The 16,657-nt window shown below is 35.2% G+C and carries 17 protein-coding genes; 14 read left to right on the plus strand and 3 right to left on the minus strand.

The features are described from left to right. Positions 1-215 precede the first annotated feature (215 nt). The 5 genes from AC5LWL_RS10445 to AC5LWL_RS10465 all read left to right on the plus strand — a co-directional run bounded on the left by AC5LWL_RS10445 (position 216) and on the right by AC5LWL_RS10465 (position 5,567). The gene (locus AC5LWL_RS10445) at positions 216-1,379 is read left to right on the plus strand and encodes a D-alanyl-D-alanine carboxypeptidase family protein (RefSeq protein ID WP_493434249.1); all 1,164 of its coding nucleotides are present in this window, start codon (positions 216-218) and stop codon (positions 1,377-1,379) included. A gap of 433 nt (positions 1,380-1,812) precedes the next feature. After that, complete coding sequence (spoIIAA, locus tag AC5LWL_RS10450) at positions 1,813-2,163, plus strand: anti-sigma F factor antagonist (RefSeq protein WP_493434250.1); 351 nt, start codon at positions 1,813-1,815, stop codon at positions 2,161-2,163. Between the two features lies 1 nt (position 2,164). Continuing rightward, positions 2,165-2,605: an anti-sigma F factor gene (gene spoIIAB / locus AC5LWL_RS10455; protein WP_493434251.1), complete on the plus strand. Its 441-nt coding sequence runs from the start codon at positions 2,165-2,167 to the stop codon at positions 2,603-2,605. A gap of 12 nt (positions 2,606-2,617) precedes the next feature. Beyond that, the gene (gene sigF, locus AC5LWL_RS10460; RefSeq protein WP_493434252.1) at positions 2,618-3,373 is read left to right on the plus strand and encodes an RNA polymerase sporulation sigma factor SigF; all 756 of its coding nucleotides are present in this window, start codon (positions 2,618-2,620) and stop codon (positions 3,371-3,373) included. A 727-nt stretch (positions 3,374-4,100) separates the two neighbouring features. Beyond that, positions 4,101-5,567 carry an IS1182 family transposase gene (locus tag AC5LWL_RS10465; RefSeq protein WP_493434253.1) on the plus strand — a complete coding sequence of 489 codons (1,467 nt, stop codon included), beginning with the start codon at positions 4,101-4,103 and terminating at the stop codon, positions 5,565-5,567. On the opposite strand, the gene AC5LWL_RS10470 is transcribed toward AC5LWL_RS10465, so the two are convergent. Next, complete coding sequence (locus AC5LWL_RS10470) at positions 5,541-5,891, minus strand: hypothetical protein (RefSeq protein WP_493434254.1); 351 nt, start codon at positions 5,889-5,891, stop codon at positions 5,541-5,543. The two genes, AC5LWL_RS10465 and AC5LWL_RS10470, sit on opposite strands and share 27 nt — an antisense overlap. 372 nt (positions 5,892-6,263) lie before the next feature. Between AC5LWL_RS10470 and AC5LWL_RS10475 the strand changes: the two genes are divergently transcribed. From AC5LWL_RS10475 to AC5LWL_RS10500, 6 genes are all read left to right on the plus strand, one after another. Beyond that, positions 6,264-6,884 (plus strand): stage V sporulation protein AA, encoded by a 621-nt coding sequence (locus AC5LWL_RS10475; RefSeq protein WP_493434255.1) that lies wholly within the window; start codon positions 6,264-6,266, stop codon positions 6,882-6,884. Next, a complete protein-coding gene (locus AC5LWL_RS10480) occupies positions 6,874-7,293 on the plus strand; it encodes a stage V sporulation protein AB (RefSeq protein WP_493434256.1) in 420 nt (139 codons plus the stop codon). The genes AC5LWL_RS10475 and AC5LWL_RS10480 overlap by 11 nt, the downstream gene beginning before the upstream one ends. Before the next feature lie 42 nt (positions 7,294-7,335). Further along, positions 7,336-7,938, plus strand: coding sequence for a stage V sporulation protein SpoVABEA (spoVAEA, locus tag AC5LWL_RS10485; RefSeq protein WP_493434257.1), 603 nt, complete (start codon positions 7,336-7,338; stop codon positions 7,936-7,938). After that, on the plus strand, positions 7,901-9,385 hold the full coding sequence (locus tag AC5LWL_RS10490; RefSeq protein WP_493434258.1) for a spore germination protein: 1,485 nt from the start codon (positions 7,901-7,903) through the stop codon (positions 9,383-9,385). Before spoVAEA ends, AC5LWL_RS10490 begins: the two co-directional genes overlap by 38 nt. A gap of 255 nt (positions 9,386-9,640) precedes the next feature. Next, positions 9,641-10,966, plus strand: coding sequence for a diaminopimelate decarboxylase (gene lysA, locus AC5LWL_RS10495; protein WP_493434259.1), 1,326 nt, complete (start codon positions 9,641-9,643; stop codon positions 10,964-10,966). Between the two features lie 719 nt (positions 10,967-11,685). Further along, a complete protein-coding gene (locus AC5LWL_RS10500) occupies positions 11,686-12,060 on the plus strand; it encodes a GNAT family N-acetyltransferase (protein ID WP_493434260.1) in 375 nt (124 codons plus the stop codon). Between the two features lie 225 nt (positions 12,061-12,285). Here AC5LWL_RS10500 and AC5LWL_RS10505 read toward each other — a convergent pair whose 3' ends face one another. Then, positions 12,286-12,810: a DUF309 domain-containing protein gene (locus AC5LWL_RS10505; RefSeq protein WP_493434261.1), complete on the minus strand. Its 525-nt coding sequence runs from the start codon at positions 12,808-12,810 to the stop codon at positions 12,286-12,288. Between the two features lie 508 nt (positions 12,811-13,318). Between AC5LWL_RS10505 and AC5LWL_RS10510 the strand changes: the two genes are divergently transcribed. Both AC5LWL_RS10510 and scpB read left to right on the plus strand, forming a co-directional pair. Next, positions 13,319-14,089 carry a segregation/condensation protein A gene (locus AC5LWL_RS10510; protein ID WP_493434262.1) on the plus strand — a complete coding sequence of 257 codons (771 nt, stop codon included), beginning with the start codon at positions 13,319-13,321 and terminating at the stop codon, positions 14,087-14,089. Continuing rightward, positions 14,076-14,660, plus strand: coding sequence for an SMC-Scp complex subunit ScpB (gene scpB, locus AC5LWL_RS10515; RefSeq protein ID WP_493434263.1), 585 nt, complete (start codon positions 14,076-14,078; stop codon positions 14,658-14,660). The genes AC5LWL_RS10510 and scpB overlap by 14 nt, the downstream gene beginning before the upstream one ends. Positions 14,661-14,937: 277 nt before the next feature. Here scpB and AC5LWL_RS10520 read toward each other — a convergent pair whose 3' ends face one another. Further along, positions 14,938-15,423: a hypothetical protein gene (locus AC5LWL_RS10520; RefSeq protein ID WP_493434264.1), complete on the minus strand. Its 486-nt coding sequence runs from the start codon at positions 15,421-15,423 to the stop codon at positions 14,938-14,940. 197 nt (positions 15,424-15,620) lie between these two features. Between AC5LWL_RS10520 and AC5LWL_RS10525 the strand changes: the two genes are divergently transcribed. Further along, complete coding sequence (locus AC5LWL_RS10525; RefSeq protein ID WP_493434265.1) at positions 15,621-16,514, plus strand: superoxide dismutase; 894 nt, start codon at positions 15,621-15,623, stop codon at positions 16,512-16,514. Positions 16,515-16,657: the final 143 nt, after the last annotated feature.

Here is a 16,657-nt window from a genome sequence, read left to right on the forward strand (position 1 = left end):
AATTCAATCATTATTTATGCGACGATAGTGGTACTTTATAAGTATATTCTTTTTAACTAAGAAGAGAAAATCATTTTTTACCATATCCTACTCTCGTATGAAAGTCAAGTAATGGAAAATAATCCAATTGGAGAAGAAAATTATTCAAGAGTGGACAGTATAAAATATCCTTCATTGGAAAAAATGGAATCTATAGAGAATGGAGGGTCTTTGAGATGAAACGCATCATATCAATTGTAATAACGACGATTTTAATGGCATTAACGCTGGCTCAGCCAACATTAGCTGCAGAAAAAAAAGCTGAATTGGTGGAAAATGTGAAGTCAGCTATCTTAATTGATCGAGATACAGGTACAATTTTGTATGAAAAAAACAGCAATGAGAAACTACCCCCTGCAAGTATGACAAAAGTTATGACGATGCTTTTGATTATGGAAGCACTTGATGAAGGCAAGTTGAAAATGGATGAAAAAATTCGTACTAGTGAATATGCTGCTTCAATGGGTGGTTCACAAATCTTTTTAGAACCTGGTGAGGAAATGACAACAGAACAAATGTTAAAAGGAATTGCCATCGGTTCAGGAAATGATGCGGCTGTTGCAGTAGCAGAAAGACTTGCCGGTTCAGAAGAAGCATTTGTTGAAATGATGAATAATAAAGCAAAAGAATTAGGATTAAAAAATACAAAGTTTAAAAATGTAACTGGCTTGCCGACAGAAGATCATTACAGCACAGCTAATGATATGGCGGTGATGGGGAAAGAACTTCTTAAATACGAAAATATTACGAAATTCACTGGTACTTATGAAGCGTACCTACGTGAAGATAGCGATAAAAAGTTTTGGCTAGTTAATACTAATCGTCTTGTTAAGTTTTATCCAGGAGTGGATGGATTAAAAACAGGTTTTACAAACGAAGCAAAATATTGTTTAACAGCAACTGCTGAAAAAAATGGCATGCGTGTGATAGCGGTTGTTTTTGGAGCTCCAACGTCAAAAGAACGAAATGCCCAAGTGACAAAAATGCTGGATTACGCTTTCAGTCAATATGAAACACACCCTATATATAAACGAAATGAATCGATTGGTAAAGTGAAAGTCAGCAAAGGGGAACAAAAGCAAATAACAGCAGTAACGAGTGAACCCATTTCTCTCCTTACAAAAAAAGGCGAAAAAGTGGATAAAGTGAACAAAGAAATCACGATAGACAAAAAGTTAAAAGCGCCGATTGAAAAAGGGCAGAAAATAGGAACCATTAAGTTTACAAAAGACGGTAAAACTTTAGTGGAAAGTCCACTCGTTGCCCAAAAAGATATAAAATCAGCAAACTGGTGGCAACTATTTAAACGATCAACAGGAATGTTCACAAAAACAAATTAAAAAAACGAAAAGCGGAAGCGTCTCGATCAACCCTGAAGAAAAATGTTCCTTTGCCTCAGAAAGTGCTTTTCAACTTTCAGAGGAAAAGGGTTATTTTACACAAGGGTTAGACGCTGCAGCTGAAAAACGAAAAGCGGAAGCGTCTTGATTAACCCTGAAGAAAAATGTTCCTTTGTTTCAGAAAGTGCTTTTCAACTTTCAGAGACAAAGGGTTATTTTACATAAGGGTTAGACGCTGCAGCTGGAAAACGAAAAGCGGAAGCGTCTCGATCAACTCTGAAGCTGGACTTTCGTGAATTATTTTTGTGCGTTGTCGAATAAATCATCATTTTTACTATTTTTAGCGAATTAGCACTAGTTTTGTCTTTCGGGAAGGAATTGAAAGGAACAGTATAGAATTGACTCACTAAACCAAATGAGGAGGTTATGGATAGTGAGTCTGAGTATTGATCTTGAAGTGAAAAATAATGTCCTTTGTATTCGATTAGCTGGTGAATTAGATCATCATTATGCAGAGGAGCTGCGCTCAAAGGCAACGAATGCAATTGAAAGTTATAATATTCGTCATATAGTGCTTAATTTAGAAAACTTATCTTTTATGGATAGTTCAGGTCTTGGTGTGATTTTAGGCCGATATAAACAAATTAAACAGTTAGGTGGAGAGATGGTTATTTGTGCTATTTCTCCAAGTGTTCAAAGGCTTTTTGATATGTCAGGATTATTTAAAATTATGAGGCTGGAAACAAATGAGGAATTTGCACTTCAACGATTGGGGGTAGCATAATATGAAAAATGAAATGCAACTTCAATTTAGTGCGTTAAGTCAAAATGAATCGTTTGCTCGTGTAACAGTTGCTGCTTTTCTTACCCAATTAGATCCAACCATGGATGAACTTACGGAAATTAAGACTGTTGTTTCGGAAGCTGTTACGAACTGTATTATTCATGGATATGAAAATGATCCAAATGGAATTGTTTATATTTCTGTTATTTTGGAAGATTCCTATATTGATTTGATGATTAGAGACGAAGGAAAAGGCATTATCGATGTGGAGGAAGCGAGACAGCCACTATTTACAACTAAACCGGAATTAGAAAGATCTGGCATGGGTTTTACCATTATGGAGAATTTTATGGATAATATTGAAGTGCAATCAAGCCCTGAAAGTGGAACAGAGATCCGTCTGCGCAAGCATTTAATGAAAAGCAAAATGCTAAGCAATTAAGGAGAATCGTCTATGGATGTGGAGGTAAAAAAAGATAAAAAACAAACATATTTAAAGGATCATGAAGTTAAAGAGCTCATTAAACAGAGCCAGGATGGAGATCAAACTGCAAGAGATACAATTGTTCAAAAAAACATGCGTCTAGTATGGTCTGTTGTTCAAAGGTTTCTTAATAGAGGATATGATCCAGATGATCTTTTCCAAATTGGCTGTATCGGTTTATTAAAGTCAGTGGATAAATTTGATTTAAGTTATGATGTTAAATTTTCGACTTATGCTGTGCCAATGATTATTGGAGAAATTCAGCGTTTCATTCGTGACGATGGAACGGTGAAAGTGAGTAGATCGTTAAAGGAATTAAGCAATAAAATCCGGAAAGCGAAAGATGAGCTGTCCAAACAGTATGGAAGAACTCCAACAGTTGGTGAACTATCTGAGTTCTTAGAGATTCCCCCTGAAGATATTGTGCTTGCACAGGAGGCAGCAAGATCGCCTTCTTCTATTCATGAAACAGTATATGAAAATGATGGAGATCCTATTACTCTTTTAGATCAGATTGATGATGGCAATGAAGGGAAATGGTTTGATAAAATTGCGCTTCAGGAAGCTATACGTGAATTAGATGAAAGAGAACGGCTTATCGTTTATTTAAGGTATTATAAAGACCAGACTCAGTCAGAGGTTGCTGAAAGGCTTGGGATATCTCAGGTGCAGGTTTCTCGGTTGGAGAAGAAAATTTTGAAGCAGATGAAGGAGCAAATGGATTAGTTCTCAGATTGCGAGGCTACCCTAAAAAAGGGTTCTGCAGGTGCTTTCTTGTAGGCTCATCTACGAGCCGCTTCGTCAGGTCTCGTCTTGCATTCCCACGAAAGTCTTCGTGTATTCTGTCTGCTTCCTGCTTATAACTTAAGAAATTTGCTTCATTTCATGTTCCATGGTGCAATTTTAGTTGTATGGGGTGTCTCTTTGTGTACTCGTTCTTGTCTTGCAGACTGTAGAATAATTTAAAGAATCTAGGAGGCTTCAGCTCTATATTTTTAGGGCTGAGGCCGTTTTTGCGTTTTAGTAACTGATTAAAAAAGGGTCTTCAAATCTTTCGGACTTTATGTTTGTGCTTAAGGGCTTCTTCTCCAGCTTCTCTGCAAATTTTATTATCTATAGATAAACTTGTTGATGCGAAACCTCGTAGTTGACCACTCCTTTCTAGTAATACTCTCTATTTTATAATCAACTAGTACAATTCCTTAAATCTAGAAAATACATCCAAAGATATATCTGTCTACCCTGAAAATAGGGTTTGTCTCTCTCAATGAGTCCGCAGCCGGAATACACTTCGCTTTCCATGGGGCGGGCGCCGAGCCTCCTTCGGAGTAAACTGAGGCCACTGAAAAAGTCCTTTTTTTTACTTAGGCAGTCGAAAGTTCATTCTAAATGACCTTTTGACTGCCTTTTGTTTTATAATGAAGAGATCAAATGTATGTAGGTGGTATATAAAATGATTTCCAATCAAGAATCTTTCACACTTAGTCCGTTTTTATCTATTTATGATTTCGTTGTTCCAAAGGATAATATGCTTCGCCAAATAAATGAGCTAGTGGATTTCTCATTCGTTCTCGAAGAATTAAAGACAAAATATTGTCTGGTAAATGGTCGCCATGCCGAGCCGCCGATCCGTATGTTCAAGTATCTCCTTCTAAAATCAATTTTTGATTTGTCCGATGTAGATGTAGTGGAACGTTCTCGGTACGATATGTCGTTTAAATTCTTTCTCGATATGGCACCAGAAGATGCCGTCATTGATCCAAGCTCGTTAACGAAATTTCGCAAACTCCGTCTTCAAGACGTGAGTTTATTAGATATGCTAATCGGCAAGACAGTGGAGATTGCATTGGAGAAAGAAATCATGAAAAGTAAAACCATTATTGTAGATGCTACCCATACAAAAGCGCGTTATAATCAAAAGTCACCGAAAGAATTTTTACAAGAAAAATCCAAAAATGTCCGAAAAGCCGTCTATCAAATAGACGAATCCATCAAAGAAAAATTCCCGCAGAAAACAACTTCTAATGAAGTAAAAGAGGAGTTGGATTACTGTAAAGACATCATTTCTGTTGTGGAATCCGAACCACAAGTCGCTTCCATCCCTGCCGTTAAAGAGAAACTGAATGTGTTAAAAGAAGTGGTGGAAGATTATACAGAACAACTACATTTTTCAACGGATCCAGATGCACGTGTGGGGCATAAATCAGAGGATTCTTCTTTCTTTGGATATAAAACACATATCGCGATGAGTGATGAGCGAATTATAACAGCGGCAGTAGTGACAACAGGCGAAAAAAGCGATGGAAAATATCTTCAAGAGTTAATAAAGAAAAGTAAAGAGACAGGAATGAAAATAGATACAGTTATCGGGGATGCAGCTTACTCCGAGAAAGATAATATTCGCTATACGAAAGAAAATGAGCTGGAACTTGTTTCTAAATTACATCCTCATATTACCCATGGAGCTAGGACAAAAGAAGAAGAATTTTCCTTTAACAAAGATGCGGGAATGTATGTCTGCAATGCAGGTCATATGGCTATTCAAAAAAAATATGATGAGCGAAAGAATCAAGATAAAAACCCTCGAATCAAGTACCTTTTTGATATTGAAAAATGTAAAGTTTGTCCTTTTCGTGAAGGATGTTATAAAGAAGGAGCGAAAAGTAAGTCCTATTCTGTGACCATCAAATCAACGGAACATAAAGATCAGGAGGAATTTCAAGGTACGGAAAAATTCAAAGAACTAGCGAAAACTCGCTATAAGATTGAAGCGAAAAATAGTGAACTAAAACACAGACACGGGTATGAAACAGCCTCCTCCTCGGGTTTATTTGGTATGCAAATTCAAGGAGCGACAGCGATATTCGCTACCAATCTCAAACGAATAATCAAATTAATGCAAGAAAAAGACAACAAATAGAAAAGAATACGAAAGAAAATAGGCAAAAAAAGAAAGGTTTCTGTCAAATTTTTGACAAAAAGCTTTCTTTTTTTTTCTATCGTAAATTACTAAAAGAAAAACAATAGGTTTTTCAGTGGCCTCAGTAAACTCCTGTGGGGTCTCGCCTGTCCCGCTAATCCCATAGGAGTCTTCGTGTATTCCGGCTGCTCCTTGCTTTAACATAACAACAAACTTAATAAAACTGCCTATTTTTATCGTTCTTAGGCTCAGCGCACGCCCCGCGGAAAGCGAGCATCCTGAAACGGAAAGTAAGCCCCTATTTATAAGGAATAATGTTTGCAAGAAAAACACCTTAAAAGACGAATCAATCACTATTTTATAATTGCTTTAAACTAATTTATGGAAAATGCATCAAAAGGAATTTATAACTGCGAAGTTTGAGTGCTTTAGAAATGATAAGAAAGTGTACTAGTCTGAATGCCTGAAAATTCTAAGAGGAAAAAAGTTTCTAAAATTCGGTAATAACAATAAAAAAGGTTATTGCATGAACTATTTCATGAAAAAGGCTCGACTGTTAACATAACGGTTTTGTCAGTGAACAAGAACATCTTTTTTTATTTGGAAAAATTACCATTGCTTCATTATCATATATTTTGCTTTCTTAACAAATACTACCTTAAAAAGAATGACTTGTATTACTAGGGAGGAATAAGAATGGGGGAAATTATTTATATACGAATGAGACATCGAATTCAGAAGAAGCTTCACGACAAAGTATTGTTAAAAGATCTCGCACAAATAGTCGCTTCTAATACGTTGGTTAACTCGCTGCAAGATGTATGTATTTATGATATTTCTGAAAAAGATCGTAATATTATTATCATTGACAGCACACAGATTATAAGAAAGATACGAAGCATAAGTGAAGATATTGAAATTCAATTGATAGGTCCTGCTCAAACGATAATTGAAGTAGTATTTAAAAAAAAAGGTGTTTCGCTCCCATTATTTCTGTTGGTTTGGCTGTTATTATTTATCGGCTCCGCATTAACGATTATGAATTTTCATGAGGACGTTAGCATGCAATATGTTCATCAGCGTTTATACACGATGATAACAGGCAAGGAAGTCGAAAAACCACTCTTGTTTCAAATTCCCTATTCTATCGGATTGGGTTTAGGGATGATTATCTTTTTTAATCATGTCTTTAAAAAACGTTTAAACGAGGAGCCTAGCCCATTAGAAGTGGAAGTATTTAATTACCAGCAGTCATTAGATCAGTATGTCATTATGCATGAAAATAAAGAAAGCATGAAAAAACTCGATGATCATTAATATTCTATTGATTATTTTTATTGGTTTGGCATGGGGAACAACGGTGGGGGCTGGATATGTTGCGTTTTTAACCGTCTTCGGAATTATTCCCCGTTTGACACAGTTAACAAAAACAGGTAGTAAAATTCATGCATACGAATGGTCTGTTGTTTGCGGTGCAGTATGTGGAACATTTGCTTTTTTAAGAGAACCGACTTTTTCGCTGCCGTCCATATTGCTTGTCATTATGGGGATCGCAGGCGGTATTTATATTGGTATGATTGCTGCTGCTTTAACAGAAGTACTGAATGTTTTTCCTTTATTAGCAAAAAGAATTGGCATTGATGATCGTTTGTTAGTGCTTATGATGGCGATTGTATTTGGTAAAATTTTTGGCTCCTTGTTTCATTGGATGTACTTTATTCCATAACTATCTTGCTAGTAGTGTACCAATTAGAAAGGAAGTATAAAAATGATAAAAAGGAGAAAAGTGATAGTAATTACGGATGGAGATGAGTATGCAAGACGTGCAGTGGAAGTGGTTGCAAAAGAAGTTGGAGGAAGATGTATTTCTATGTCTTTCGGCAACCCAAGCAATCATACTGGACCAGAAATAATCAATATGATTCAAAAAGCAAAAAATGATCCAGTATTAGTAATGGTGGATGATAGTGGATTTGTTGGAGAAGGAGAAGGAGAGAAAATATTAAGATACATAGTAACACATAAAGACATTGATTTACTGGGAGTAATTGCTGTTGCAAGCAGAACAAGAAGAGAAGAATGGACAAGAGTTCATGTCAGCGTAGATCAAAATGGAAAATTAACTCAATATGGAGTGGATAAATACGGAATAGCCGAAAATGAAATTGGCCGTATGAATGGCGATACTGTTTATAACTTAGATGAACTACATTTACCATTAGTTGTTGGCATCGGCGATATAGGAAAAATGGGAAAAAAAGATGCTTATGAAAAAGGAGCGCCCATTACAAAAACAGCAGTGGAATATATCTTAGAAAGAAGTGGTTTTTATCATGGAAAAGCAAACCGAAAAAATGACTCCGATCTATAAAGATATAGAGTTGGTTGAGAAATACATGCAAGATCGAGTAGGCTTAGGAACAAGCTTTGATCTAGGTGTACGAAAATTAAAGGTCTTAAAAAAAGAACTTCAATTATACTATGTAAATGGGTTGTGCGACAGTGTATTGATCGCTGAGCTTTTGGAACAGTTGCTTTTTCTTAATGATTCAGATAGAAAGCCACAGGGTAAAAATATATTCGAAATGGTAGAAAATCAATTGGTCAACCAATCTGTTCAACCGATTAAAACAATGGATGAGCTTGTGGACCAAGTACTTTCTGGGCTGATTGTACTAGTCGTTGATGGCTACGAAATCGGTCTTGCTGTTGATGTAAGAAGTTATCCAGGAAGAACACCTCAAGAACCAGACACAGAAAAAGTGGTAAGGGGTTCAAGAGATGGTTTTGTAGAGAATATTATTATTAATACAGCGATAACAAGAAGAAGAATTCGTGATGAGAGATTACGTTTTGAAATAATGAAAATTGGAGAACGTTCAAAAACAGATATTGCCATTGGATATTTAAAAGATGTTGCAGATCCCGATTTAATCGAAATTATTAGAAAAGAATTAAATGCTATTGAAACCGATGGAATTACGATGGCCGATAAAACCATCGAAGAATTTCTTTTAAAACAAGGGTATAACCCTTATCCTTTAGTAAGATATACAGAAAGAGCAGATGTTGCGGCAACGCATATACTAGAAGGACATGTCATTATTTATGTAGATACATCACCAAGTGTTATTATTACACCTGCTACTTTTTTTCATCACTTGCAGCATGCAGAAGAATATCGACAAGCACCAGTAGTAGGAACATTTATCAGATGGATTCGTTTTATTGGTGTTATTGCTTCTTTGTTTTTTTTGCCATTATGGTTTTTGGTTACATTAGAACCATCTTTATTGCCGGAACAATTGGCGTTTATTGGCCCGAATGACCGGACGAATATTCCAATTGTTGTTCAATTGTTTATTGCAGATTTAGGGCTGGAGTTTTTAAGGATAGCGGCCATTCATACCCCCACCCCGTTATCAACAGCAATGGGTTTAATTGCAGCGGTTATGATTGGTCAAATAGCTATTGATGTAGGTTTGTTTGTACCAGAAGTTATTCTATATGTTTCAATTGCTGCAATCGGAAACTTTGCGACACCGAGTTATGAACTGGGAATTGCCAATAAAATTGTCCGATTAGCATTACTAATAGTTGTGGCTATTTTCCATACGCCTGGATTGATTATCGGAATTACATTATATTTGCTGTATTTAATTCATATACGCACATTAAATGTACCATATTTATGGCCTTTTATTCCTTTTTATCCAAAGGCATTAGCTCAAATAATTGTACGTCGAACGGTTCCAGGAAGCAAAATAAGACCAAGTCATTTGCATCCTCAGAATCGATATAAGCAGCCTACAAAATAAAAAAATAGGATTGAGAATTCAAGAATTTTATGATACATTTGTTTAATTAAGTGCGCTGTTATAAATAATGAAAAATAGAAAAGACAGCTCTCTTAAATGAAGGCTGTCTTTTCTTGTAAAGTTAGATTAGATATGCTTTGATTTTAGATTAGTTATTAACGAAAGAAGAGTTTGTGCATTCTGAAAAAATAAGAGTATCCCATTAATAAGGGGAGTATTCATTTATTGATAATATAGGAGAATAGAGGGGAAAAGATGCATTATTATGGGACGTCTACTGTAAATGAACTTGGTCATTTAGAAATAGGTGGGGTGGATACTTTACGATTAGTCGAAAAATTTGGAACTCCATTGTATGTTTATGATGTTGCGTTAATTCGAGAAAGAGCAAGAGGATTTAAACAAACATTTGAAAAAATGGGTGTAACAGCACAAGTTGCTTATGCGAGCAAAGCTTTTTCTACGATTGCAATGGTTCAACTGGCTGGGGAAGAAGGACTGTCGCTGGATGTTGTTTCAGGTGGAGAACTGTATACGGCAATTGCCGCAAAATTTCCTGTTGAACGCATTCATTTTCATGGCAATAATAAAAGCCGAGAAGAATTAGAAATGGCAATAGAGCATAAAATTGGATGTATCGTTGTAGATAACTTTTATGAGCTGCAGCTGCTTCAAGAGTTATGTGAAACCAAACAAGAGAAAGTGAATATATTACTTCGTGTTACTCCAGGTATTGAAGCACATACACATGACTATATATTAACAGGACAAGAAGATTCTAAGTTTGGATTTGATCTTCAAAATGGCCAAGCGGAAGAAGCCTTGTTAAAAGGAATGGACTCCCCATGGTTAAATGTACTAGGATTACATTGTCATATCGGTTCACAAATTTTTGAAACGACTGGATTTGTGCTTGCAGCGAAGAAAATTATAGAGCATTTAAAAAAATGGAAGCAAAATCATTGTTTTGAAACAAAAGTGTTAAACTTAGGCGGCGGTTTCGGTATTCGCTATACAAGTGAAGATCAGCCGATACAACCTGAAAATTATGTAGAAGTTATTATTAAAGAGGTGCAAAACCAAATAGCTGATTCTCAAATGAAAATGCCAGAGATTTGGATTGAGCCAGGAAGATCTTTAGTTGGTGATGCAGGAACAACTCTATATAAAATTGGTTCACGTAAAGAAGTTCCAAGTGTTAGAAAATATTTAGCAATTGATGGAGGCATGACAGATAATATTCGTCCTTCCCTTTATCAAGCAAAATATGAAGCTGTTTTAGCGAATAAGCCGTTGCAAAAAACGGATGAAGTTGTTTCAATTGCAGGAAAATGCTGCGAATCTGGGGATATGCTGATATGGGACCTTCCTTTGCCAAAAGCAAATGAAGAAGATGTTTTAGCTGTATTTTGTACTGGAGCATACGGTTATTCTATGGCAAATAATTACAATAGAATTCCAAGACCACCAGTAGTATTTGTAGAAAATAAAGAAGTGACTCTTGTAGTAAAAAGAGAATCTTATGAAGATCTAATTAAATTAGATTTGCCTTTAAGGGAATCAGCTATGATAAAAAACTAAGCATAATTGCTTAGTTTTTTTCGATTTTAGCCAAAAGGCTCCCATGACCCAAGGAACACAAGAGCTAGATGAGAATAAATAGCTTTTTAAGGGAAAAGCGAAGTGTATTCAGACTGCGGACTAATAATTGAGAGAGCAATCCGCTTTTCAGGGTAGATAGGCAAACAAAAATTTGCACCTTGAAGAATGAAAATAGGCTAGTGTGATTGAGTTTGTTGTTATGTTGAAACAAGGAGCAGCCAGCATACACGAAGACTCCCGCGGGAATGCGAGAAAGACGAGACCCCGCAGGAAAGCGAAGTGTATGCTGGCTGCGGACTTATCGAGAGAGCAAAACCCTCTTATCAGGATAGCCTATATAAGCAAAAAAAAGCCTGTATTATTGCGAAAAAATAATTGCACAACTAAGTAGCTTATTTCTTTTACTTGCATATTTATATATGGAAAGAAACGATAATACCGTTGTTACAGGAAAAAGAACTCCAAGCTGTCTTTATTGCGATAAACTTAACGTGATAGGAATCTTTGCTAATGATTTGAAATAATTCACACATAACATTATCATTGAAGTATAGTAATAAATTCTGTATGATAAAAGAAATAACATAATTCGTCAAAGTTAGCTTATTTATGATATATTATGCTTAAACTTGTTTGGGAATTTTGGAATATGGAAAAAATGATAAGTAAATATGTTTTAATAATAATGAGGGATATAAATGATCATTCGATATAAAAAAACATTTGAAAAAATTGCCATGGGCCTTCTTTCTTTTATGCCAGCTGAAAAAGATTTAAAAGTACTGCAGCAAACGATTAAAGAGTATGAAACAAATGAAAAATGGCAGCTTTTATTATGGAAAGATGACGAAGACATTATTGGTTTGATCGGAGTCGTCTTCGCAGATGAAGATACAGTCCGTATTCAACATATTTCAGTTAATCCATCACATCGACAACAAGGGGTCGGCAAAGCGATTGTACAAGGAATTAAGGATGTATATCCAGGTAAAAATATAGAGGGTAATGAGTTAATCATAAGCTTTTTGTCTAAATGTAAAGATGTTGTCGGACAAGAAAATATAAATTTATAAAAAAGAGGCCATCTTGTTGCTCGTTTCGTTTAAACAGAAAACGCAGCTATCAACGAGATGGTTCTTCTTTGTTTATTAAAAATTTTTGAACCTACTTTTAACCAGCAAGTTTCTACACCAAAAATGGAGGGCAATCGAGAAAAACAGCTTGGAGAATTCGAAAAGATACAGTAAGAAAATCGCCATTTCTTTATAAAGTCATTCATTTCACTTTATGCAAGTAAGTTATGTTTTGCGATTCTTTCTTTTGGCCAATATTGCAGCATCTCTTTCCTGTATGACAATACTGCGATCTCTTGTGAGATGTCGATGAATAATTTCGTTAGCAACAGTCCCTTTATTTTTCCATGATAACCCCATTTTATTGCAGTATTGTTGGCATTGCTTCTCCAATTCTGCATCTTGTAATGGCAGATCAATCATTTTGTAAGGAACCATGTTTTCTATTCTTTTTGTATTATTTTCTAATAATGCAAGTAATAATACAGAATCAATGCCGTAAGAAGAGAGCATCTGTGTATTTTGTTTGAATAGGGAGAAACTTTTTTTTATTGTTTTCAATGCTCCAGGATAATTTCCTCTTCTATGGTGATAACAAGAAACAGCCAATAAAATAAAAGCAACCCATATCGATTTCTTATTACCTGCTTCAACTTCTTTCCAATATTCTTCTCCAATTTCGTGACATTCAAAATAATCCCGATCCCCATGAAAATGAACTAAAAAAAGAATAAATTCTTTTGGATACATATTTTTTCACACTTTCTTTTATTAGTAATAACTCTAAAACAATTATTAAAAAATAGCAGAATAGTAACCACTCACTTATTCTAAAAAGAATAACTGTTATTCATTCAAGTTTCAACTATATAGTCAGTTTATCTAAACTCACATAGATTAGGAAAGTTAACGAAAACACCCATGCAAACAAGAAATAGCACGAAGGCAAATGAAAAGAAGTAGCTTCATGAACTAACTTTGAAGCAGGGAGCAGCTGGACTACACGAAGACTTCTATGGGATAGCGGGACAGGAGAGATGCCGCAAGGAGCAAAGTTCCGAGGAAGCCTGTAGATGAGCAAGGTTTTCTAATAAAATCGTCAAAAAAAGTGAAATAATAGCACTTCCAAGCCGAATGGATTATTTTTCTGTTGGATAACGCTTTTAAATCAACTATACTAGTACTAGCATCTTTCAAAGACATACAGAAAATGGTGGAATATGCAATAATGTAATTTTATTAGGATTTTGGTGAGATAATGCAATATAATGTGAAAATTGATAGTTTTGAAGGACCATTAGATTTACTTCTTCATTTAATTAATAAATTAGAAATAGATATATATGATATAAATGTAGCAGAGATTACAGAACAATATTTAGAGTATATCCATGCAATGACAGAGCTGCAGCTCGATATTGCTAGTGAATTCCTTGTGATGGCTGCAACCTTGCTGGCAATTAAAAGTAAAATGCTATTGCCAAAACATGAGGAAGAATTATTTGATGAAGATTTATTGATGGAACCCGAAGAAGATTCAAGAGATGATCTAATTGAAAAATTAGTAGAGTATCGGAAGTTTAAAGAAGCGGCAGGAGATTTAAAAGCGATGGAGCAAGAACGTGGTTTAATTTATACAAAACCACCTAGTGATTTATCAGATTTTGCAGTAGAAGCAGAGGAAGCTTCAAAAAAAGAATTGGATGTTACATTATATGATATGTTAGCTGCTTTTCAAAAGCTAATAAAAAGAAAAAAACTTCAAGCGCCTTTATCTACAAAAATTACACGTCAAGAAATTCCGATTGAAAGTAGAATGGGTGAAATATTACAGATTGTACGAAATAGAAAAGGGAAAATTTCCTTTGAAGAACTTTTTCCTATTCATGATAAAACCCATATTGTGGTTACTTTTTTAGCTATATTAGAATTAATGAAGCGCCAACAAGTATTTGTGGAGCAAGAGCAAAACTTTGCAAATATTTTTGTTATTGGAAAGGAAGTTGAACAAGCAATTGAAAGCGAATAAATGGAAAGGAATCATCGAAGGCCTATTGTTTGCAGCTGGAGATGAAGGACTTACAATAAAGCAGTTGACCCATGTACTAACAATGGAAAGCAAGGCAGCAGAAAGTATTCTCCAACAGTTAAAAGATGATTATGCAACAAATCAAGATCGAGGCATCACGATTATAGAAATTGCTGGTACTTATCAAATGGCAACAAAAAAAGAACATTCTATGTACTTGAAAAAGCTCGTAGAATCTCCCCATGCTTCCACCTTGTCACAGGCTGCGTTAGAAACATTGGCAATTATTGCATACAAACAGCCAATAACACGAGCTGAAATTGAAGAAGTAAGAGGAGTAAAAACAGAAAGACCGCTTCATACCTTAGCTGCTAAAGCGCTGATTAAGGAAGTTGGCAGAGCAGAAGGTGCAGGAAGAGCGATATTACATGGAACAACAAAGGAATTTTTAGACCATTTTGGCTTAAAAGACTTAAAAGAACTGCCTCCGCTTGCTGATAACGAAGAAGAATTTAATCAAGAAGAAGCTGATTTGTTTTTTGAAACATTTCAGCAAAAAATGGAAGAATAGTTGATAAGCATGGGATGAAGTGATAAATAGGAAGATGACTTTTTATCACTGGGTTCCAATGCAGGAAAAAGCATAAGGTTTTAGTGTGGATTCACATAAAACCACATGCTTTTTTTTGCTTTAGTGGATAAAAACTTTTAGTAAGATATAAAATTGGGTGTGAAAAAAGTAAAGAAAGAATGTGTTAATAGTAACGGATAGGAGAAGGGGAGAATAAGGAAAAAAAACTAATTATTCCTATTTTTTAAAAAGGACTATTAGCTGAATCCATTAAAATTTATTGTCTAGTTAAGCGTTGAATATCTGTTTCAACAGCATAGATTCTTTTATTTAATGCTTCCGTTTTATCATCAACATGCTTAGCGATTTTCTCTGTGTACTGACCAAGACTTTCGATGATATTTTTCTGGAATCGTACTTGTCCATCTTTAAGTTCTTTTAATTCTTCTGAAAAAGTATCGAACCGTTGTTCAATTCCGCTAAACCGTTGCTCAAATCTACCGAGGTGTTGCTCAACTCCGCTAAACCGCTGCTCAAATCTACCGAGGTGTTGCTCAACTCCGCCAAATCGTTGTTCAATTCCACTAAAGCGTTTCTCAAATCTACCAAGACGTTGCTCAACTCCACCAAACTGTTGTTCAAACCCACCAAGTTGTTTTTCAACTCCGCTAAAACGTTGTTCAAATCCATCAAACCGTTTATTTATCGGTTCCAGCTCTTCTTTTAAAACGGCACGTAACATTTCTTTTAATTCGTTACCCATTAATTATTACCTCCTTTTCTCTCATTTTAGCATGAAATGTTAAGCTATGGTGAAAGAATAAAGTTCTTAAAAGCTTTTCATATGAAAAATTAAATGTAGGCGAGGATTCGTCCAATTTCCCATATAAAATTAACATGTTCTTGTAAGCTTCATCATATCATTTAAGGAAGAGTACTGTTGAAATGAGGTGTCAAAGATTGAGCAGCTACAATGAATATGTGAAAGAAGTCTTAGTATGGAATGAACAATTAAAGAAATTATTAGAATCAGAACAAGTTCAAAAAGAAGAACATATTTGGAAAAATATTGATAACTTTTCTAATTTAATGGATAATGTGCAACGGAAACCACTTGATACGGAAGAACTGATTAAAATTCAACATGAAGCAGAAGAGCTTCATGAAAAAATGGAACGGTATTTTTCAGATCGACAAAATTTGGGTACTATTTATATCAATGAACCGATTGTTCAAGCAGGAAAACATGTTTTGCCAAAATTACCTTATGCTTATAATGCGTTGGAGCCTTATATTATCACAGAAATTATGGAGCTTCATCATAAAAAACATCATCAGTCTTATGTGGATGGATTAAATAAAGCAGAATTGAAGCTAGTGCAAGCCCGGAAAGATGGGAATTATGAGCTTGTTAAACATTGGTCTAGAGAATTAGCATTTCATGGTTCAGGGCATTATTTACACACTATTTTTTGGAATAATATGAGCCCAAAAGGTGGAGGAATGCCAAAAGGCGCTTTGCTGGAAGAGATAAAAAAGTATTTTGGCAGTTTTGAAGCATTTAAAAAACATTTTACAGAAGCCGCAAAGGAAGTAGAAGGGGTAGGATGGGCTATCTTGGTATGGTCGCCTCGAGCACGTCATTTAGAAATCCTTCAATCAGAAAGACATATGCTTCTTACCCAATGGGATACGATTCCACTCTTGGTACTGGATGTTTGGGAACATGCTTATTATTTGCAATACAAAAATAAAAAAGCAGACTATGTGCAAAACTGGTGGAATATTGTCAACTGGAAGGATGTAGAACAAAGGTTTATGAAAGCCAGTGAATTAAAATGGAGACCTTATTAAATGGAAAAATGCATAATAGTTCGTGCAATGCTAGTATTTCATTGAGAATGCTGGCGTTTTTTTTTGGAGATAAGAAAGCTTGTAAATTTTGCAGATAGATTTTGTAATATTGTCATAAGGCTACTTGTCCTGCATAAACATGT

This window comes from Niallia sp. WK069_GA_01 (assembly GCF_983173855.1).